The organism is Streptomyces sp. NPDC043870 (genome assembly GCF_056435785.1).
The window spans coordinates 113,689-134,305 of record NZ_JBWKDT010000004.1; the positions used below are offsets into that span (position 1 = coordinate 113,689).

Genomic DNA, 20,617 nt, shown 5'->3' on the forward strand with positions numbered 1-20,617 from the left:
CACCCGCTCCGGTGCTCCCAGCCACCCGATCTACAGCACGCCTCTGTCTGCCGACACGGCTGGAGCGGGAACCCACCGGCACACCAGTGTGCTCGGCCGTGACCATCACCTCCGGATGCACCTGCTGCCAGGAGGTCGTCGGCACGCGTGCATGCGGCCTCCGGCGCTCTACGCACGCCCGGGCGTCTGGCCGAGCCGGTCGGTCACCCCGACCTGGAGGACGGCGGTCTCGCGGGTGCCCAGGTAGGTGAGCTTCGCCCTGTCGAACACCCAGGTGATGGCACCGGAGGAGGAGTCGTGGAAGGTCAGGCCGATGCCGGACCGTCCGGCGGCGTCGGTGGCCTTCTGTTCGACGGCGATGCCGGGCAGCCGTGCGGCGGCGCTGTAGAGCGCCGCGTCGAGGTCGGGCAGCAGAGCGGCCTGCTCCAGCATCGCGCCGATGGCTTCGAAGACCGCCTCCTCGTGTGTCGGGCCCTCTCCCTTCGTGGCTGCGTACAGCTTCTTCAGCAGCGCGTCGGGATCGGTGGGGAGGGTCCGCAGACCCTGGTAGGTCGCAGGGCCCGAATAGGGGGTCATGGCCATGCTGCGCGGCTCCGGACCGTCGGGAGACAGGGGCGTGATACGGACGAGCCCGTCCCGGGTGCCGTCGACCGCCTGCCATTCCTGCCGCTGGACCGACACGTCACCGGCATACGGGTCGCTGCCCAGGACTGATTCCGCGCCCTGGACCCGCGTGTAGATGTACTGGTCGTCCTGCACGGTGACCGCCGGCCGGGCGGCTGCGACGGTGGCGATCCGGTCCAGCAACCGCACCGCTTCCCGGCGTTCCGCGGCGGTGACGGGGGCCCGGTGGCCGCCGTCCGGGGCGCTGTCGAGGACCGTTCCCACACCGACGGCCGCGACCAGCCCCATCGGTACGGCGAGCAGGACGATGCGGCGCGCGGGGCGGGGAAGCGGACGGAGGATCCGGGGGCGCGTGGGTGGCGTGACGGCGGCCGCCTGGCTGTCGCGCATGATCTGGTGAACCAGGCGCTGCCTGAGAATCAGGCGGCGGTCCGGGGCGAGCTCCGGGTGATCCGGTGCCGGGAGCAGGTCGGCCAGGTCCTCGTACCCGGCCTGCCGGTCGTCGTGTCGCGCGTGTGTGTTCATCGGTTCCTCTCCTGCGGGAAACGGGCTGCCCGGCGGCTGTCCGGTGTCCGTCCGTCGGCCGCCGACAGCTCGTCGGCCAGTGACCGTCCGGTGATCGCTGACTGTCCTGTGGCCGGGGGGCGTTGCACTGCTCGGGCCGGCTGCCGGAGTTCCGCCTCGGTGAGCCTGCGGAGTCGTTTGCGGGCGCGGGACAGGCGGCCCCGTACCGTGCCGGCCGTCACGCCCAGCACCTCGGCCACCGCCGCGGCGTCCAGGCCCTCCCAGACGCACAGCGTGAAGACCTCACGCTCGGCGCGGCGCATGCGGCTCAACACCTTGTACGCGGCGGCCAGTTCCTCGTGATCGGCCAGGCGCTGGGCGACCTCGTCGGCGAAGTCCGGGACGCGGTCGGCCGGGGGCAGCCGGCCGAGCGCGTTCTGGTGGCGGCGCGCCGCCCGTGTGGTGTTGCGCATGACGTTCGTCGCGATGCCCAGCAGCCAGGGGCGCAGGCTGCCGCCGTCCGGCAGCACCCGCTCGCGCAGGCGCCACGCCTCCAGGAAGGTCAGGGAGACGATGTCCTCGGCCGTCGTGGGGTTGCCCGTCAGCCGGACGGCGTGCCGGTGCACGGCCGCCGCATGGTCGTCGAAGATTTCACCGAATGCGTCCGGATCCCCGTCGCGGACACGAGCGCGTAGTAGATGCTCCACACTTCTACCTGTCCCCCACTCGAGGCACGCTGCTGTGACACGCGCCACATCAAGGCGGGGACGTGGGTCACTCGGCATCACGGAGTCGGCGATGTGCTCCCGGGCTGCTTCGTTCGAGTCCCCGGAGACAGGGGACGCACCTCCCCCGCGCGGTTGCGGGTCTTCGGCGCGCCTCGGTCTACTCGCGGGCGGCCAGTGCATGAGCGGGTTCCGTGCGCAGGGACTGTCGGGTGGGGAGTTCGATGGTGACGAAGGCGGTGCAGACGACGGTGAGCGCGAGCGTGGGCAGCAGCCATGCCGGGCCCGCGGGCCATGGCCTGTGGAGGAAGCCGATGCCCAGGAGGGCCAGGGGGACGACGGACAGCAGCAGGCCCGTGGCGAGGGCCGCTGCGCTGATCACCGCGGCTTCGCGGCGCATCATGGCGAGGATCTGGCGTGGTGTGGTGCCGTTCAGGCGGAGGGCGGCTGTCTCGGTCCGGCGCTGGGCGGTGGCGGCGACCAGCTTGTTGGCGATGCTGAGGAGCAGATAGCCGAGCAGCACCACGATCGTGGCCAGGTTGATCCACACCTCGGGCGGGGCGTCGCGCAGTTCGTCGCCGGAACCGGTGTCGGTCGCTTCGAGGACGAGGCCGGGGCCGGACTCGGCGAGAGCGGCGAGGGCGTGCCGGGCAGTGGCGGTGCCGTCGGTGCGGATGAGGATGCTCTGGTCGAGTCCCGCTGTGGTGTGCCCGGCGGCGAGGTCGTGGGAGATGACGAGCGGGCCGAAACCGAGGCCGCGTTCGTAGACGGCGACGACCTTCGGGGTAACACGGGTACCGTCGCCGAGGACCAGGCTCACCCGGTGGCCCAGCCGCGCACCCCGGGACCGGGCGGCGTCGCCGCTGACGGCGACGGTGTCGCCGGTGAGGCGGACCAGGCTGCCCTCACGTACGCCCAGGTCGAGGACGTCCGGTGCGGCCGGGGTCAGGATCATCGCCGTACTGGAGTCGACGTCGTCGTCACCGAACTGTTTGTAGGGCCACACCACGGTGGTGGTGCCGACCGGGGCTGCCGCCCGTACGCCGGAGGCCTTCTGCACGGCGGTGAGCGTGCCGTCGGGCAGTCCGCCGAGGCCGGGCGCGCTCATGCGCTGCTGGGCGAGGGTGCCGGTGCGGGTGTCCTGCGCGGCGGCGGCCATCACGGTCGTCTGGGTGAGGGTGTAGGTCAGGACGAACACGACCGCCATGGCGAGGGCGCTGACGACGCCCGCGATCCGCAGGGCGTAACCACGGATGTTGGCCACCGCCAGCCACGTGGGGGCGGAGACATCGGGCGGCATCCGTCGGGACACCGTGTTGCCGATGGCTCGGACCAGGGCGGGGCCGGCCAGCGCCGAGCCGATCGCTCCGATGATGCCGGCGAAGGAGGTGGCCGTTGCGCCGAGGACGGTCCGGCTGAGCAGCGGTACGGCTGAGAGGGTCGTCGCCGCGACGATCACCAGCAGACCGAGACGGGTGCGGACCTTCGACGGGTCACGGGGCTCACTGCGCGACTCGGCGACAGCCTCGGTTGCCGGCAGGCGGGAGGTGCGCCATGCGGCGCCGCGGGCCGACACCTGGACGGCGGCGGCCAGCAGCAGGACTGTGGCGATGGCGGGAAGCGGGCTGATGCTGAGCGGCAGGGCCTCGGGGAGGACACCCCGGTCGACCAGCAGCCGCCGGAACTGCCCGGCCAGCAGATAGCCGAGGGCCACGCCGGGTACGACTGCCACGGCCGCGATGACGCCGGCCTGGGCTGCGGCAAGTCGCCGTATCTGCCGGGGAGTTGCACCGACGGCGCGCATCAGTGCGAGGTCGCGTCGTTGCCCTGCGATCGAAACCGCCAGTGCGCTCGCCATGACGAACCCGATGATCATCAGGACGATTCCGGCCAGTGAGCCGGAGAGCAGGACCAGCAGCGACCTGGCCGCTCCCGCGCCCGGCGACGCGGCGTCTCCTCGGTCGGTGCCGGTGGCCACCGTCAGGCCGGTGCCCTTCACCTGGTCACGTGCCGCGGCGGCCACGGCGTCGGCGGCGCCGGGTGCGGTGCGCAGGCCGACAAGGTCCACGGTCCCGGCGCGGGGACCCTCCCCGGGCTCTCGGCCTGACAGTTCCGCAGCCGTCGTATCGGCGAAGAGGATTCCGGCCCCGGGCGAGTCGACCACGGCCGCCAGGCGGTAGACGGCGGCGGGGCGGCCGGCCGCGACGACCTTTACCCGGTCGCCCACCCGGACCCCCGCGGAGGTGGCCGTGGCGCCGTCCACGGCGACCTCGCCGGAACCGGTCGGCTCGTTGCCGTCGATCCGCGGGTCCTTCGACAGCTTCGTCGATGACCAGCCGTGTCCGGCCGTCCGGGGATCCTCGCTCGGTACGACGCGGCCGTTACCGTCGAGGAGGGCGGCGGGGAAGCCGATGTCGCCGACCGCCGCGGTGACACCCCTCAGCCCGGCCAGTCGGCCGACCAGACGGGCCGGGACGGCAGCGCGCTCCGGGAGCGCGATGGGCAGGTCGCCGCTCGGGCGGAAGTTCTGGTCGGCGGAGACCACGACATCCGTGGCGGCGAGGCGTCCGGCCGGCGGATGGGAGCGGAGTCCGGATTCGGCCAGAACACCGGTGCCGGTGATCAGTGCCGCACCGCCGAGCACCGCGCACGCCACCGCCAGCAGCGCGGTGACCCGGTGCCCGGCCATGCGTATCGCGAGACGCAGCATGCTCTAGCCCTCTCCCAGCGCCACGAGACGGCCCGCCAGCACGGGGGCGGTGGGCGCGTCCAGGGTCTCCACCACTCGCCCGTCGGCCATCACCAGCGCCCGGTGCGCCTGCGCCGCGGCGGCCGGATCGTGGGTGACCATCACCACCGTCTGGCACAGTTCGTCGACGAGTTCACGCAGCAGGTTCAGCACCTCGTGGGCACTGCGCAGGTCCAGCGCGCCGGTCGGCTCGTCGGCGAACACCACGGCCGGCCGTGCCACCAACGCCCTGACGATCGCGGCCCGTTGCTGCTGACCGCCCGAGAGCTCGGCCGGGCGGTGCGTGAGCCGGCCGGCGAGGCCGACCCGTTCGACCAGCGCCCGCAGCCAGTCCCGGTCGGCGGCCCGTCCTGCCAGGCGCAGCGGCAGCGTGATGTTGTCCTCGATGCTGAGCGAAGGGATCAGGTTGTAGGACTGGAACACGAAACCGATGCGCTCGCGACGCAGTTCGGTGCGGCGGGTCTCGTTCAGTCCCCCGATCTGGTGGCCGTCGATGGAGATGCTGCCCTCGGTCGGAGAATCGAGCCCGGCGGCGCAGTGCATCAACGTGCTCTTGCCTGATCCGGACGGTCCCATCACGGCGAGGAAGGTGCCGTGCGCCACCTCCAACGACACGTCGTCCAGGGCTCGTACGCCCCCCGGATACGTCTTGCCGACGTGCGCCAGCGCGATGGCGGGCGGGTGACCCGTAACCGTGCGGCGGTCGGTTCCCGCGGCGCGCGCCCTCATCGCCGGTCCCGCAGTCGCTGAGCGACGAGCGCCGTCACGCACAGCGCGGTGACCGCGCCGCACGCGAGGTGGACGCGGGTCGCGGCGCCGGTGTACGAGGCCGCCACGTTGCCGACCACGCTGATGACCAGCACCAGCCAGAGGATCGTCCTTGCGAGGTCCGCCCTGGTGATCAGGGGCGCTGGGGGGCGGTCCGGGCCGGTCGTGCGGCGGTACGGGTCCGTGGTCGTCATCGTGTGCTCCTTCGGCGCATTGCTGTCGGTCACCGAAGCTACGGACCGTGACTCTTCTGTCCGAGCCTGCCAGCCGTACGGTTCGGGGTGCAGCAGGCTGTACTTCCGGGCTCCTGAGCTGACGGCGAACCGGCCGACCCCATAAGGTCGTTCGGGAAGGAAGGGCCGATGTGACCACGACTCAGCACGACGAAGTCACCACCGGCCGTAGGGCCGTCGCCGCGCGATCCGGCATCCGGGACACCGCCGTACGCGCCGCCGGTGCCGCCATCACCGCGCTCGAACAGCTCGCCGGCGGACTCGGCACCGCGCTGCTCGCGCTGATCGTCCTGGTCTGGCTGGCGGTCGCCGCGGTCACGGCTCCGCTCGGCGTCGGGTTGCTGATGGCGCCCGCCGTGCTGCGGGCCCTCCATGCGCTGGCCGAGCGCGAGCGTGACCGGCTCGGCCGCTGGGGGCCTCAGGTCGTGGGCCCCGGCCCGGCCCCGACGCGGCTGCGGCCCGCCGTCGTCGACGCCACCACCCGGCGGGAGCTGCGCTGGCTGGCGGGCCACGCGACGCTGGGGCTCCTGCTGGGCCTGATCGGCGTCCTGTTGCCGCTTCTCGCCCTGCGCGACTTCACGTTCCCGGCGTACTGGCCGCTGATTCCCAAGGACGCGAGCAGCACGTCGCTGGGGTTCGGACCCGCGCGGTCCTGGGCCGACGCCCTCGCCGTCGCGCTGCTGGGCCTGGGCTGGATCGCGATCATCGTGGGACTCACGCCGGGGATGGCGCGGTTGCAGGCGCGGCCGGGACGGCGTCTGCTCGCCGCCGGCCCCGACGCGGATCTGTCCCTGCGCGTCGCCGAGCTCACCGCCACCCGAGCCGCCGCGCTGGACGCCCACGCCACCGAACTGCGCCGGATCGAGCGCTCGTTGCACGACGGCACCCAGAACCGGCTCGTCACGGTGACCGTGCTGCTCGGTGCCGCCCGCCGCATGGCGGCCCGGGACCCCGCCGGCGCCGGCGAACTCCTCGAACGTGCCCAGGGCGCCGCCGAACAGGCCCTGGCCGAACTGCGCACGGTCTCGCGGAGCATCCTGCCCCCGGTCCTGGCCGACCGCGGTCTCGAAGGCGCCCTCTCCGGGCTGGCCGTGAACTGCGCGGTGCCCTGCCGGATCGACGTCGACGCGCCGGAGCGGTGCGCCGCCTCCGTCGAGGCGACCGCCTACTTCGTGGTCGCCGAGGCGCTGACCAACATCGCCAAGCACAGCGGCGCCGGGCAGGCCACGGTCACCGTCCGCAGCCGCGCCGGACGACTGGAGCTGACCATCACCGACGACGGCCGGGGTGGCGCGGACGAGGGCAGCGGCTCCGGGCTCGCCGGCATCCGCGGCCGGATCGCGGCCCACGACGGCACCATCTTCCTGGCCAGCCCGCCCGGCGGCCCGACGACCCTTGAGGTGGAACTGCCATGCGGATCGTGATCGCGGAGGACGACCCGTTGCTGCGCGAGGGGCTGGCCCTGCTGCTGCGCGCGGAATCGCTCGACGTGGTGGCCACCGCCGGCACACCCGACGGCGTCCTGGACGCCATCGACGAGCACAGGCCCGACGTCGCCATCCTCGACGTACGGATGCCTCCTACCCACACCGACGAGGGAATCGTCGCGGCAGTGGAGGCCAGGCGCCGTCGGCCCGATCTGGCGGTGTTGGTCCTGTCCGCGTACGTCGAGCAGTCCTTCGCCACGGAACTGCTCGTGGGCGGGGTCACCGGGCTCGGCTATCTGCTCAAGGAACGGGTCGGGCGGGTCGAGGAGTTCCTGGACGCGCTCAGGCGAGTGGCGGCCGGCGGGACCGCCATCGACCCGGAGGTCGTCGCGCAGCTCTTCACCCGCAGCCGCCGGGACGCCCGGCTGGAACGGCTCAGCCAGCGCGAGCGCGACGTGCTCGCGCTGATGGCCGAGGGACTGGGCAACAGCGCCATCGCCGAACGGCTCGTCGTCACCGACGGCGCCGTCCACAAGCACATCCGCAGCATCTTCGCCAAGCTCGACCTGTCGCCCGCCGACCAGGTAGACCGGCGCGTCGCCGCGGTCCTGCGGTACCTGGAGGACGTGCGGCGCCGGAGCTGACGTACAGCAGGCTGTACCTCGTCACGGGCCCAACCGCCACGGTGGAAAGGACAGTTGGCGTGATCGTGCGCCACGGGCAGCGTTCCTAGGTTGGTGACCGCATCGCGGAGAGCGGTGCGGACACCGACCCGCAAGGAGCAGACCCATGAGGATCACCGCCACGGCTCTCGTCGCCGCGATCACCGCGTCAGTCCTGACGATCCCCCCGGCGACGGCTGCGACCAAGTCCTCGCAGGACACCCTGCAGGACCGGGTGAACGCCGTCATGGAGACCGGGACCGTCGGCGCCATCGCCCGGTCGACCGGCCCACTCGGACACCGCTTCGCCACCGCCGGCGTCACCGACACGGTCACGGGCGACGCCGTGCGCCCCGGGGACCGGTTCCGGATCGCCAGCGCCAGCAAGACGTTCGTCGCGACGGTGGTGCTGCAACTGGTCGGCGAGGGGCGGGTGTCGCTGGACGACACCGTCGAGGACTGGCTGCCGGGAGTGGTGTCCGGCAACGGCAACGACGGCAGCAGGATCACTGTGCGGCAGCTGCTCCAGCACACCAGCGGGCTGTTCAACTACACGGCGGACTTCCCCGCGCTCGCCGACGTGGCCGGGTTCCAGGCCGACCGGTACAAGACCTGGACCGACGAGCAGCTGGTGGCCATCGCGATGCGGCACAAGCCGGACTTCGCTCCCGGCACCAAGTGGTCGTACTCGAACACCGGATACATCCTCGCCGGAATGATCATCAAGAAGGCCACCGGGCACAGCTGGCAGCAGGAGGTGACCCGGCGCATCATCAAGCGGCTCGGCCTGCACCGCACCCTCGCCCCGACCACTTCCACCCACATCCCCGGCCGCCATCTGCACGGCTACTCCGACTTCGGAGGCTCCGGCGCGACGATCGACGTCACCGAGTTCAATCCGTCCGCGGCCGGCGCGGCCGGCGCAGTGATCAGTACGACGGCCGACCTGAGCCGCTTCTACCAGGCCCTCCTGGGCGGCCGGCTGCTGCACCCGGCCCAGCTGGCGGAGATGAAGAAGACGGTGCGGACCCCGGAGCTGGACGTCGTGTGGCCGGGGGCGAGCTACGGCCTCGGTCTGATGCGGATCCCGCTGTCCTGCGGCGGGTCGTACTACAGCCACGCCGGCGACTTCCCCGGCTACACCACCCGCGACGGCGTCAGCCCCGACGGCCGACGCGCGGTCGTCCTGGCGACGACCGGCGACGGCGCGCCCGACCTCTCGACCGAGCGGGCTCAGAACAGGCTGATCGACCAGGAACTCTGTGCCCCCAGCCGGCGGTGACCGCCAGGCCTTCCGCGGAGCCCGGCTCACTCCCGCGCGGCCGCGCACACCGCGGCTTCGGTCAGCGTGGTCGCCGTGCGTACGGCGCTCGCGATGGCGTCGTCTGGGGCGAGGCCGCACAGGTCGGTGAGGGTGAAGAGGGCTTCGGCGCTGACGACCACGGCGAGGTCCCGCTTCAGTTGGGCGAAGGCTTCCGGGTCCGTCGTTCCCAGCGTTCCCTCGAGGGGGGCGACCGCGTGGTCGATCAATCCGAATCGGACACCGGGCCTCTCGGTCGCCGCCGCGGGGCGGGCGATGGTGGCCGCGATCATGGCGCGCACCGCCCCCTGGCGCCGGAGTACGCCGCGGAGCAGGAACTCGCAGGCGAAGGCGACTCGTTCGGCGGGGTCGGTGGAGTCCGCGACCGGGGCGAGAGCCTCGGCGGGGGGTGGCCAGGCGCCGGCCAGGGCCTCGCTGATCAGCGACGGGAGGTCGGGGAAGTACCGGTAGGCGGTGGGCTCGGAGATCATGGCCGCGCGCGCGACCGCGGGCATGCTCACCTCGCCGCCCGCGGCGATGAGGTCGCTCGCGGCTTCGACGATCGCGGCACGCGTGCGTCTCTTCTGGTTGCTGCGGCCGGTGTCGATCGGCGTCGCCATCGGTACGTCCCCTTTCCTGCCCGTCCCGTCCGCGCTCACGTGACATCCGTACAGAACCCACTGGCGTCACTCGCCGACGACGTCGCGGCGACCGAGCGAGCCCTGTCCCCCCAGGACGGGCCGACGATCCTCGTCGCACACTCCTGGGGTGGGACGGTCATCTCGCAGGCGGGTCTCGCCCGAAACGTCACGGGCCTCGTGTACGTCGCCGCCCGCGCGCCCGACACCGGGGAGGACTACACGGCCCTGGCCGCCACGTTCCCCACCCCGCCCGCCAACTCCCAACTCATCAAGTCCCGCGGCTTCAAGCGCCTCACCGAGCTGGGCTTCCTCAGAGACTTCGCGGGTGGCCTCCCCCGCCACCGCGCTCTCACCCTCTACGCGGCCCAGGCACCCATCCCCGCCTCACTCTTCCCCACATCGACCACCACCGCGGCTGCCTGGCGCCACAAACCCACCTGTTACGCCATCTCCAGCCAGGACCGCACGACCTCCCCCGACCTCCAGCGCTTCCTGGCCAAGCGTATGCACGCCCACACCGTTGAAATCCCCACCGGCCACCTGTCGATGCTCACCGACCCCGACACGATCAGCCGCCTGATCCTCCGGGCCGCGGGGAGAGCCTGAGGCTGGTTGGGGGCGCTGGGTAGCTGACCACACCTCCAGCGAACTGGCGGCTCTGGCGCGGACACTGGACCCTGCGCCCCGGTCCTTCATTGAGTCTCAGCGTTCGGCAACCGCGGACCGGTAGTACTCCAGCCGGTCCTCGTCCTCGTCCACGAACTCCAGAATGTCGAACGCGGCCTCGGCGTCCCCGGACGCGGCCTCGGCATACAGCACCCAGACACCCTCGCGCACCGCGGCGATGCACTCCTCCTCCAGATCGGGGCGACCGGCCTCGATCTCGCTTCGATGCGACTCCCCTGTCACGAGGTACTCCAGCATCCCCAGCAAGTGTCCCCTGACGGAGTCGTGCAGGTCCTCCCCCAGCGCCGTGAGCATCACCGGCACGGCATGCGGGGCCACCTCGAAGAGCATGCTCTGCACCTCGAGGTGGTTCTCCAGCGTGTGCCCGATCATCTCCTGCGTGCTCCGGGCGTCCAGCAGCTTGGTGAACGACTCCGGCAGATGTGCGCCCGACTTCCCGCAACCGCACCGGAGTACGGCCCACTCGTGGCGTCTCAGTTCCAGGATCGATGCCCTCATCACTGTCCGATCATCCATGGTCCCTCGGGGTTGTAGATGACGCTGTGGACGAAGTTGTCGGCGGGATAATTGCCCTGGCAGACCGGGCAGATCTCCTTCTCATTGAGAATCTTGCCGTTCCCGTCCCCGAAATCCTCGCGTCGGAGAGCCCTCGTGAAGACGACGTCGTCGGCGTCCCAGCCGGTATGGTCCAGGATATTGGGCTCGACGCAACTACCGTTGCCCGAACAGCCCACCGCGATGTCCCCTGTCTTCTTGTGCACGGCGGCCGAGTAGGTTCTGGACTTCGCCCTGCCCGTGGCCCTCTCTGCCGCTTCGTAACGCAGACCAGTGGCTTCCGATATACGGTCGTCCATGTTCCAGTTGCCCTGGGCCCGGTGAACCGTGATCGTCGGCTGGAACTTGCCCTTGTTGCCTCGGGTGCCCTTACCCGCGGCGCAGTTGTGGACGAGCGTGGACGTGTCGCCCGCCGCTACGAAGTACGTGTGCGCCGTGTCAACGGTCAGGTTGTAGACCGCCGCCCGCTGTGTCCACGCGCTGACCGCGTCGACCTGGACCCACGTGCCGGAGCCGGTCTGGAGCCACTGGCCGGGCTTGAGTTCGCCGGCCTTGAGCCACTTCCTCAGGTCCGGGACCCAGAAGGGGTGACCCGCGGTCGCGGTGATCGTGTCGGTGGCCTCGCCCTTGTCGCCGTCTGTGTCGACCGTGAGCTTGACGAGGTGCTTCTCGCCCTTGCCCTCGATCGTGTCGGTGACTTTCTGCTTGGAGGTCTTGCCGGTCGTCGGGTCGGTAGCGAGGACCTCGTCGCCCTCCTCGACCTGTTCGATCGGTTTGCGACTGCCGTCGGCCATGACGACTTCGGTTCCCGGCACGAAACTGTTGGCGGAAGCCATGGAGGCCAAGTCCATCGCCGTGCTGGTGCACTCGACCGCCGACTCGACCTTGTCGACCGTGTCGCCGACTCGCTCCGCCGCCTTCGCGATGTCATCCGCGTACTTCGCCGCCTTCGACACCATCCGACCGGCCCTCGCCGCCCGCACCGCCGCCGCGCCGGCGCCGCCGAGGACAACGGCACCGACGGTGGCCGCGGCCCAGGCGCAGGCCTCCATGTCGCCCTTGGTGACGCAGTTCTTGATGTCGTTGAAGCCGGTGACCTCGCCGACGACGTTGCCGACCGTCTTGACGCCTTCCCAGACCTCGCCCCAGTCGACCGCCTCCGAGACGGTCTCGACGACGCTGCCGACCTGCTTGACGACCTCGTCCCGGATGGTGTCCACGACCTTGGCGACATCGGCGACGACCTGGACGGCCGCGCCGACGATGATCGCCGGGAGGTTGGGGTCGCCCGTGACGATGGCCTTGCCGACGGCGATCAGGGGCTTGGCCGCAGCGACGATCTGCGGGATCGGGTTGTGCTTGGCCGCGTAGGAGACCGCTGCCTTGGCCTTCTGGGTGATGTAGACCTTGGCCTGGTAAGCGGCTTGCGCCGCCTGTCTTGCCTTCTCGCGGGCCCATTGGGTGATGCCCGTCTTCTGGCCGACCCACTTGACGGCGTTGACGGTGGCGTCGACGACCGTCTTCAGACCCGACTTGCGGTAGACCCAGCCGGCGGCCTGGCCGACATAGCTCAGGGCCTTCCTGAACGCGGCACCCGGGTGGCGCACGGCCCACTGCACGCCGTGCCAGACGCTCTTGGCGGACTTGTAGACGTAGCTCGCACCCTGGCGGAGCTTCTTGCCCGTCCAGTTCACAGCCCGCTTGCACCAGCCACAGCTCGGCCAGTGGCCGTCCGGGTCGGAGTAGTCCAGCGGGGCGCCGGCACCGTAGGTGTAGCGGTTGGCGAGGATGGAGGCGCCGGAGCCGTAGGTGTACGAGTCGCGGGAGCCGAAGGCGCCGGTGCCCGGGTCGTACCAGCGGGCATGCATGTTGACCTGGTCGGTGTCCGGGTCGGTCCAGTCGCCCTGGTAACCGACGTTGCCGTCCATGCCCTCGGCGCTCGCCGTGCCGCGGACCTTGCCGAAGGGGTCGAAGGCCGTGGACCGGTCCAGGGCGGTCGCGGCGCCGTTCGTCGCGGACATGTTGCCGACGATGTCGCCGTGCTTGTCCTCCAGCGTGAGCCGGGCCGCGCCGCCGTTCTCGGCGACCGCCATGAGCTCGTCGGACGCGCCGCGGCCGTATGTCGACGTCTGGTCCTTGACCGGGTCGGGGGTGAAGCCGGCGTAGGCGAAGTCCACGCCGTTGCGGGCCGCGACACGGTCCAGCGAGTCGTACGTGTACTCCGTACCCGACTCGCCCGCCTTCACCATCCGGTCGAAGGCGTCGAAGGTGAACCCCTCCGTCAGGCCCGAGCTGGTACGGGTCGCCAGCGTGCCGCGCGGCGTGTGGTCGTAGGTGTAGTCGCCGTCGGACAGCATCCGGTTGCGCTCGTCGAAGGTGGCGGTCTTGCTGCCGTTCTGCACGCGGTTGCCGCTGTCGTCCCAGCCGTACTCCGTGGTGGTGCCGTCGGCCGCCCAGGAGGTGAGGCGGCCGGCGTGGTCGTAGCCGTAGGTGCTGGTCCCGGCCTTGGCCGTGCCGGCCGTGGTCTTCGACGTGAGCTGGTCGTTGCTGTCGTAGCCGTAGTCGGTCGACGTCATCGTCTGGCCGGCGCTGTTCTTCAGCGTGTCGGTGTCGAGCCGGCCGAGGTCGTCGTAGGTGAAGGAGCGGGACTGGCCTGAACCGTAGTCGACCTTCTTGATCACGCCCGCGCCGTCGTAGGTGTAGCTCTGCTGTACGCCGGTCAGCGGGTCGGTCGCCGAGGTCAGCTGCTGCTTGGCGTAGCTGAAGCTGGCGGTTCCGGCCGCGTCGGTGCGGCTGGTGAGCAGGCCGTCGTTGTTGTACTCGTACGTGGCGTCGCCGGACGGGCCGGTCGCCTTCAGCAGCCCGCCCCGGTCGCTGTACTCGTAGGTGTTGTCGCCCTTCGGGGACGAGGCCTTGACCAGCCGGCCCGCCGGATCGTACTGGAACCGCTTCTCGGGGGTGGCCACTTCGGCGCCGCTGCCGGTCTCGCGGACCAGCTGGCCGGCCTTGTCGTACTCGCGCTCGCGGACCACGTTGCCGGGCGCGGTGAGCTTCACCGGCTGGCCCACGGCGTCGTACGCGGTCGTCCAGGTGCGTGCCTCCGGCGCGGGATCACGTGCCGTCGAGGGTTCGATCACCGACTCGGCGAGGCCGAGCGTGTTGACCGTGTAGACCGTCGTGTTCCCGCGGCCGTCGGTGTAACGCGTGCGGTTGCCGAGCGCGTCGTAACCGAAGGACGTGGTGATGGACTTGGTGCCGGAGACCGGCTCCGTCTGGCTGGTCAGCCGGTTCATCGCGTCATACGCGTACGTCGTCGTGCGGTTCAGCGGATTGGTCGACGTGACCAGGTTGCCCGCCTTGTCGTAGGTGTAACTCACCTTGCGCAGCTGGCTGTTGAAGGAGTCCAGATCCTGGTCCTGGACGAGCTGGCCGAGCTGGTCGTAGATCTTCGCCGAGGTGCGGCCCATGCCGTCGCTGCGGCGCACCTCGCGGCCCGCGGCGTCGTAGCCGAGCTGGGTGATGACGCCGCTCGGCTCCTGCAGCCCGGTCAGCTGGCTGAGCCCGTCGTAGGTGTACCGGCTGACCGCGCCGCTCGGCGAGGTCTGCTTGACCACGTTGCCCACGTCGTCGTACTCGTTGCGGGTGGTGAAGGCACCGGGCGCGGGCTTGCGCTCGATCTGGGTGGTGGTGACCGGGCGGTCGAGGTCGTCGTACGTCGTCTCGGCGCGGGCGCCGTTCGGGTCCGTGACCGACAGCACCTGTCCGGTGCGCGTGTACGCGTACTTCCACTGCCCGCGCTCGTCGCCGGTGCCGACGGGCACGTCCTTGACGGTGAGCCGGTTCTGGCGGTCGTACTCGAACTTCGTCACGCGGCCGAGCGGGTCGGTCGTCTCGGTGACGTTGCCGAGCGCGTCGTACTTGTTGGTGACCGTCGGGGTGACGGTCTGAGACGAGCCGGGCGCGGTGTAGGCGGGCGCGGTCGCGGTGACCGCGCGGCCGAGCCGGTCGTAGGTCGTGCGGTTGGTGCGGCCGAGCGCGTCGACCGACTCGGTGACCGCGCCGAAGGTGTCGTAACCGGTGTAGGTGGCGGGCCGGGACGTGACGGGCACACTGCCGCCGGACTCGGTCTGGACCGCCGGCGCGGTGACCGAGGTCGCCCGGCCCAGCTCGTCGTAGCGGTACTCGGCCTTGTTGCCCGCCGGGTCCGTCTTGGACGTGGCGAGTCCGCGGTCGTCGTAGGTGTAGACGCTGGTCCGCGAGTCGGTGCCGTTCTCGACGGTCTCGTGGGTGACGTTGCCCGCGTCGTCGTACTGGTAGCGGACCGAGTCGCCGGTGACGCTCACCGGCCAGGGGACGTTGGAGGGAGAGCCGCTCGAGGCGGTCGTCTCCACGTTGCCGGCGATGTCGTAGGTGTAGGTGGTGCGCCTGGCCAGCCCGCCGGGGTCCATGACCTCGGACTTCACCCGGCCGACCGCGTCGTACGTGTACTCGGTGACGAGCTTGCCGTTGCCGGTCGTCTCGGTCAGGACGTTGCCGGCACCGTCGTAGGTGTTGGACTCGACGACGATGTCGCGCTTGGTGCCGTCGGGGTTGTGGAAGTCCTTGAGCGTGATCGACTTGACCAGGTCGTCGCCGTAGTACTGGTAGATCAGCGAGCGGCCCATCGAGTCGGAGTGCCGGACCAGCCGGCCGCCCATGTCGTATGCGTACGACTGCAGGACGGTGTAGTCCCCGTCGCCCCCGTCGTCGTCCCAGTCGCGCAGCCGGGTCTCGGCCATCATGCTGCGCGCGGTGTAGACGTAGTCGAAGTGGTTGCCGCCTGCGTCCACCATCGAGGTCTTGTTGCCGAAGACGTCGTAGGTGTACGTCGTCTCGCTGCCCTCGGCGTCGGTGACCCGCTCGGGGCGGCCACGGTCGTCGAGTTCGAAGGCCATCGTGCGCGTGGCGTCGCCGCCCAGCAGGTCGCTGATCTCGGTGCGCACCACGTTGCCGTCGGCGTCGTAGGTCGTGGTCGTCTTCTGCTGGTGCCTGCCGCTGGTGACGGCATTGGTGGCCGTCGGGTCGGTGAGGGTGGCGACCCTGGAGAGCTTGTCGTAGGTGAACGTCGACGTGGTGCCGGACGGAACGGCGTCCGTGACGACGGTCTCGGTGAGCTTGCGGCCCAGCGCGTCGTACGTGTACTTGGTGACCCGTCCGGACGGTTCGGTCACCCAGGCCAGGTCGCCGTTCTTGTAGTACTGGTAGCGGGTGATCTTCCCGCGCGGGTCGGCGGTGGTCAGCGGCAGCCCGGTGGGTGTGTTGCCGCCGCCGACGGCCGGTTCGGCGCCGGTCGTGTAGGTGTTCCTGGCCGTGCCGCCGTCGGCGGCGGTCTGCGTGAGCAGGGCGCCGTTGGTGTTGTACGTGTACTGGGTGCGGAAGCGGTTGTCGGTGGGGCCGGACGAGCGGCCGTCCCGGGTCTCCGACGGCTGGTCGCCCCGCAGGTCGAAGTCGCCCGTCGCCACCGGGTAGGTGGTGTACGAGGTCTGGCAGTCGCCCGCGGCTCGGCAGGTGGTGCGGCTGGTGACATTGCCGCGGTCGTCGTAGCCGAGGGTGACCCTCTCGCCGTTCTCGCTGACGATCCCGGTCTGGAACCCGTTGTCGTCGTACTCGAAGAGGCGGATGGCGACGCCGTCGACAGGGTGCCGGATGAAGTCCGGCTCGCTGCCGCCGTCACCGGGCGGGTTGGTGCAGAACGCCGGGTCGCCCGGGTCTGGTTGGGTGCAGATCTCGCCGGGGTCGGTGGGCGACGGGGAGGGGGACGCGGTGACGGACTCGCGGGCGCCGAGAGCCATCGGCTCGCCGTAGCGCAGCAGTCGCGAGGACAGTCCGTCGTACTCGTAGAAGTACGGGGCGTCCATCGGGTCGTGGACCTCGACGGTGCGGCGCAGGTCCCGGTCGTTGCCGAAGACCGCGGGCGTGCCGATCTTCCAGGTGCCGCCGTTGCGGTCGGTGTACTCCTCGACCCGGTCACGCGAGGCGTCGTACTGGACATCGGAGGCGATCCGGCCGCTCGGCAGCGTCGTCCGCGTCAGGACGTCGGCGGTCCGGCCGGCCTCTCGGTAGTGGGCCGTGACGGCAGCGGAGCCCAGCGGGTGGTGGTAGACGGCGACGTCGTCGATGGTGCCCGCGAAGGACTTGGCGGCGGTGGAGCCCCAGCCGGGCCAGGAGGCGGGGGTGGTGGCGTGGGCGGCGCCGATCTGGTTGTGGGTGAGGTTCGTCTGGAGGGGCTGCTTCCCGGTGATGGTGCCGGAGAGCCTGCCGTCCAGGTAGAGGCTCTGGGTGGAGCCGGACATGGACAGCGCCGCGTGGTGCCACTGACCGTCGTTGACGTTCTTGGTGATGTCGATGACCGGCTCGACCGCGCCGGTCCAGAACTGGCCGCGCAGCTTTCCGTCGGTGCCGACGTACAGCATCGGGACGCCGGTGCCGGGGGTGGTGCCCCAGGCCTTGTCCTGGTAGCCGACGAGCGGTCCGCCCACGCCGCCGGCAATCGTCTTGAACCAGACCTCCACGGCGGCGTCACGGCTCTTCTTCACCGTGCCGGCGGGCAGGTCGATCCGCGAGGTGGTGCCGTTGAAGGTGACCGCGGTGCCGGGGTCGCCGGCGATCGCACCCTCGGCGCCGAGCGTGACGTTCTGGTACGTACCGCGGTCCTTGCCGAGGTTGGCCTCGTTGGCGCTGTCGGCGGCGGTGCCCTCCTCCTCGCCGAGGCGCCAGTAGGACTCGGGACGGGAGTCGAGCACGGTGGTGCGGTAGTGGCTGCCTGTGCCGTAGGCGTACTGGGTGCAGCCGTTCAGTGGGTCGCAGACCTTGTCCAGCAGGTCGCCGGTATAGGTGTACGTCCAGGTCAGTGGGGCGCCGTCGACGGCGGTCGTCTGGACCCTGGTGACGTGCGCGCCGGTCCAGGTGAAGGTCAGCGAACGAGCCGTACGGTTGTTCGTCGCGGTCGCGAGCTTCCCGGCGCTGTAGGTGTAGGTGACCGCGTTGGAGTACGGGTCGGTGATCTTGGCCAGCAGGCCGGAGGTGCTGAAGTCGTACGTTGTACCGGACTTGTCCTGCAGCCTGTAGGTACTGGTCGCCGAGTCGAAAATCAGCTTGGCGAAGCGGCCGGACGGTGGGGCGAAGGTCCCGTCGGCGTTCTTGCCGAAGCGGACGTCCTGGCCGTCGGGGTAGCGGATGACGACATTGCCCGTGCCGTCGTCGTCGGGCGTGAGCCGCATGTCGTAGCGGGTCGTCCAGCCCGCGCCGAAGGCGAGGTCACGCCGTGGGTCGAGGCTGTTGTAGGTGCGGATCAGGGTGAGCTCGGGGCCGACGCCGGCGACGGACGCGTCGACCGCGCTGGAGGTGAAGTTGCCGACGTTGGGGTCGAACTCCTTGCCCTGCGCCTCGGAGAGCCGCGAGGTGATCTCGGGCTGCGGCACGGCAGCGACCAGCGCGACCTGCGCGGTGGGCACCTCGTTGGAGGCGTCCTTGACGAAGCCGCGCCACAGATAGGTCTTGCCCCACTTCAGCCGCCCGGACGGAACCGGGTAGGCAGAGCTCGTCTGATAGGCGGAGGTGGTGCAGGCAGTCGGCTTGCCGTTCTTGTCCGACTCGCAGATCTCGAACTTGTACTGGAGTGCGGAGCCGGGCGGCGCGTCGATGTCGGTGCCCGCCGCCCACAGCTGCGGGGTCAGCGTCTGGGCCTGGTAGCCGTTCGGCGGGAACTGCTCCTTGACCACCGGAGCGATGTCGAAGACCTGGATGGTCAGCCGGCCCGGCGGCACCTGCTCGTCGGTGAAGACCTTGCCGCCCTGGCGCACCATCGTGAAGTCGAGCATGTAGACGCCCGGCGGGAGTGCCTTGATCGTAGCGTCGACGGTCGTCTTGGCGCCGTGGGCCACATTGCCGGGGAGACTGCCCGCGCGCTGCTGGGTGACCAGCTTGCCCTTCTTGTCGTACGCCCGGTAGGCCAGGTAGTAGGTGGACGGCGTCCAGGTCTCGGCACCCTTGTTGGTGACGGAGACCTTGACCTTCCCCGCCTGGTTCTGCAGCACCGGCGGGTCGGGGACGGGCTTGGGGAAGCTGTAGGACGCGTTGTACGGCGAGTGGGTGACGTACAGCTTGGGCGGGTTGGCCGTGGCGTGGCCGGTGAACTTCTTGAACCCGAGCGAATCGGTGGCGGAAGCCCGCAGCGACAGGCCGTGGTTGGCCTGGGTGCCGTTCACCCAGCGCTGCACCAGGTCGCGGCCGCCCTTGCCCAGGTCGAAGAGCTCACCGGCGGCGGGGCAGGCGGATCGCGACTGTCCGAAGCCTATGTAGCCGTACGCGAAGGACTTCGAGGCGAGCGCGCCGCCCACCGAGGGCCCGGGGTAGGCGGTGCCCGTGCCGGCGGTCCAGGACTCGGTCACTGGGTGGACGGAGACCGGGCGCGGCTTGCAGGAGGCCGAGTCGAAGTTCACGACCTGGAGCTGCGCGCCGAAGATCTGGTGGTGTTTGAGCTCCTCGTCGAGTCCGGGGAAGCCGAGGTACGCGGCGGAGGCGCCGTCCGGGCCCTTGCCGACGTGCAGTTCGCTGGAGCCGACTACGGAGCCGCCGCTGCGGACCGTCATGGAGGTGGAGGCGGACGTGGTGTCGACGGAGGGGTCGATGCGGACGGGGTAGGCACGGGCCGGGTCGGCGAGCCAGTCCCGGTCGGCGGTCACCTTCAGCGCCTGGCCGCCGCCCTGCCACTGGACGAGTTCGTACGTCACGGCGTGCGAGACGGCCTGGGCGGCGTCCTCCATGAAGGGGGCCGGAACGACGGCGCGGGTGCGACCCTCGGCGTCGGTCAGCAGAATCGATCCGCCGTCGATCCTGGCGGTGAGGCCCTCGAGGTGGAGCGGGAAGACGAAGCTGTTCGGCGCGGTGGCGGACTTCAGGACGAGCGTCTCCTTGATGCCGCCGGCCTGCGAGTCGAGCCAGAGGTCGGTCTCGGGGAGCACCTGCTCGTAGCTGACACGGGCACCGTCCGCGGTGCCTGCCACGGAGGCGGCGCCGCTCAGCCCGTAGCCGAAGGACTCACCGGACGGCAGGGTGACGGAAGCGAGCTCTCCGGCGTCGGCCTGGTCGGCGAAGCGCAGAGCCACGGAGTCGGCGGCGTTCGCCCAGCCGCCTCCCTGCTCGACCAGTTCGCTGTCGATGGGCCGCCAGATCCCGCGGTCGTCCCGGTAGTTGATCGAATCGGTGGAGATCTCGCTGGTGCGGGTGCCGTCCTCGTTCGCGTAGGTACGGCTGCGGGCGTCCCGCTCCGGGACGATCTCCTTGCTCGTCCTGCGGTCGAAGCCCTTGACCTGCGCGGGGGCCGGCGTGGTGACCTCGACCGTGTTCTTCCGGACCGTGGGCCGTGCGGCGGGCGGGCTCTTCAGCGGGTACTTGGCGCGCAGGGACCGCGGCGCGTTGTCGTTGCGTGCACCACCCGCCAAGTGGCTGAGCCCTTCGGCACTGCCCCAGCGCTGGCCGGGGCCCTTGGCGGCGGCCGGCTTCTCCGGGAAGAGCGGGATCCCCACCCCCGCGACGCCGAGCGAACCGACGGCGATGACCGCTGTCACGGCGAGTGCGATGGCCTTGCCCCAATGTGAACGCAGGAGTGTTGACATCAGGAACTTGCGCGCGAGTGTCCGGTACGCCGGCACGGCCCCCCCCCAGGACGAACAAAGAATCAGTCGGGAGAATGACGGTTCGT

General features: G+C 70.7%; 12 protein-coding genes. 4 read left to right on the forward strand and 8 right to left on the reverse strand.

Annotated features, from left to right (window positions below; all coding sequences use genetic code 11):
• Positions 1 to 168: 168 nt before the first annotated feature.
• The 5 genes from AC0699_RS07025 to AC0699_RS07045 all read right to left on the reverse strand — a co-directional run bounded on the left by AC0699_RS07025 (position 169) and on the right by AC0699_RS07045 (position 5,564).
• Positions 169 to 1,149, reverse strand: a complete 981-nt coding sequence (locus tag AC0699_RS07025) for a CU044_5270 family protein (protein WP_478656632.1) — start codon at positions 1,147 to 1,149, stop codon at positions 169 to 171.
• Positions 1,146 to 1,835 carry an RNA polymerase sigma factor gene (locus AC0699_RS07030; protein ID WP_478656634.1) on the reverse strand — a complete coding sequence of 230 codons (690 nt, stop codon included), beginning with the start codon at positions 1,833 to 1,835 and terminating at the stop codon, positions 1,146 to 1,148. The genes AC0699_RS07025 and AC0699_RS07030 overlap by 4 nt, the downstream gene beginning before the upstream one ends.
• 178 nt (positions 1,836 to 2,013) lie before the next feature.
• A complete protein-coding gene (locus tag AC0699_RS07035; protein ID WP_478656635.1) occupies positions 2,014 to 4,563 on the reverse strand; it encodes an FtsX-like permease family protein in 2,550 nt (849 codons plus the stop codon).
• A gap of 3 nt (positions 4,564 to 4,566) precedes the next feature.
• Entirely contained in the window at positions 4,567 to 5,331 is a 765-nt protein-coding gene (locus AC0699_RS07040; RefSeq protein WP_478656637.1) for an ABC transporter ATP-binding protein, read from the reverse strand.
• Positions 5,328 to 5,564: a hypothetical protein gene (locus tag AC0699_RS07045; RefSeq protein ID WP_478656639.1), complete on the reverse strand. Its 237-nt coding sequence runs from the start codon at positions 5,562 to 5,564 to the stop codon at positions 5,328 to 5,330. Before AC0699_RS07045 ends, AC0699_RS07040 begins: the two co-directional genes overlap by 4 nt.
• 170 nt (positions 5,565 to 5,734) lie before the next feature.
• Here AC0699_RS07045 and AC0699_RS07050 point away from each other — a divergent pair, with 170 nt between their 5' ends.
• The 3 genes from AC0699_RS07050 (at position 5,735) to AC0699_RS07060 (ending at position 8,974) form a co-directional block, all read left to right on the forward strand.
• A complete protein-coding gene (locus AC0699_RS07050) occupies positions 5,735 to 7,027 on the forward strand; it encodes a sensor histidine kinase (RefSeq protein WP_478656641.1) in 1,293 nt (430 codons plus the stop codon).
• Positions 7,015 to 7,674, forward strand: a complete 660-nt coding sequence (locus AC0699_RS07055) for a response regulator (RefSeq protein WP_478656644.1) — start codon at positions 7,015 to 7,017, stop codon at positions 7,672 to 7,674. The genes AC0699_RS07050 and AC0699_RS07055 overlap by 13 nt, the downstream gene beginning before the upstream one ends.
• 145 nt (positions 7,675 to 7,819) lie before the next feature.
• A complete protein-coding gene (locus tag AC0699_RS07060; RefSeq protein WP_478656646.1) occupies positions 7,820 to 8,974 on the forward strand; it encodes a serine hydrolase domain-containing protein in 1,155 nt (384 codons plus the stop codon).
• A gap of 26 nt (positions 8,975 to 9,000) precedes the next feature.
• Here the strand turns inward: AC0699_RS07060 and AC0699_RS07065 are convergent, their stop codons facing one another.
• Complete coding sequence (locus tag AC0699_RS07065; protein ID WP_478656648.1) at positions 9,001 to 9,612, reverse strand: TetR/AcrR family transcriptional regulator; 612 nt, start codon at positions 9,610 to 9,612, stop codon at positions 9,001 to 9,003.
• Between the two features lie 39 nt (positions 9,613 to 9,651).
• On the opposite strand from AC0699_RS07065, the gene AC0699_RS07070 reads away from it, so the two are divergent.
• Positions 9,652 to 10,239 carry an alpha/beta fold hydrolase gene (locus AC0699_RS07070; RefSeq protein WP_478656650.1) on the forward strand — a complete coding sequence of 196 codons (588 nt, stop codon included), beginning with the start codon at positions 9,652 to 9,654 and terminating at the stop codon, positions 10,237 to 10,239.
• A gap of 96 nt (positions 10,240 to 10,335) precedes the next feature.
• On the opposite strand, the gene AC0699_RS07075 is transcribed toward AC0699_RS07070, so the two are convergent.
• Together AC0699_RS07075 and AC0699_RS07080 are read right to left on the reverse strand one after the other, a co-directional pair.
• Positions 10,336 to 10,818, reverse strand: coding sequence for a hypothetical protein (locus tag AC0699_RS07075; RefSeq protein ID WP_478656653.1), 483 nt, complete (start codon positions 10,816 to 10,818; stop codon positions 10,336 to 10,338).
• On the reverse strand, positions 10,818 to 20,531 hold the full coding sequence (locus AC0699_RS07080) for a polymorphic toxin-type HINT domain-containing protein (protein ID WP_478656656.1): 9,714 nt from the start codon (positions 20,529 to 20,531) through the stop codon (positions 10,818 to 10,820). The genes AC0699_RS07075 and AC0699_RS07080 overlap by 1 nt, the downstream gene beginning before the upstream one ends.
• Positions 20,532 to 20,617 lie beyond the last annotated feature (86 nt).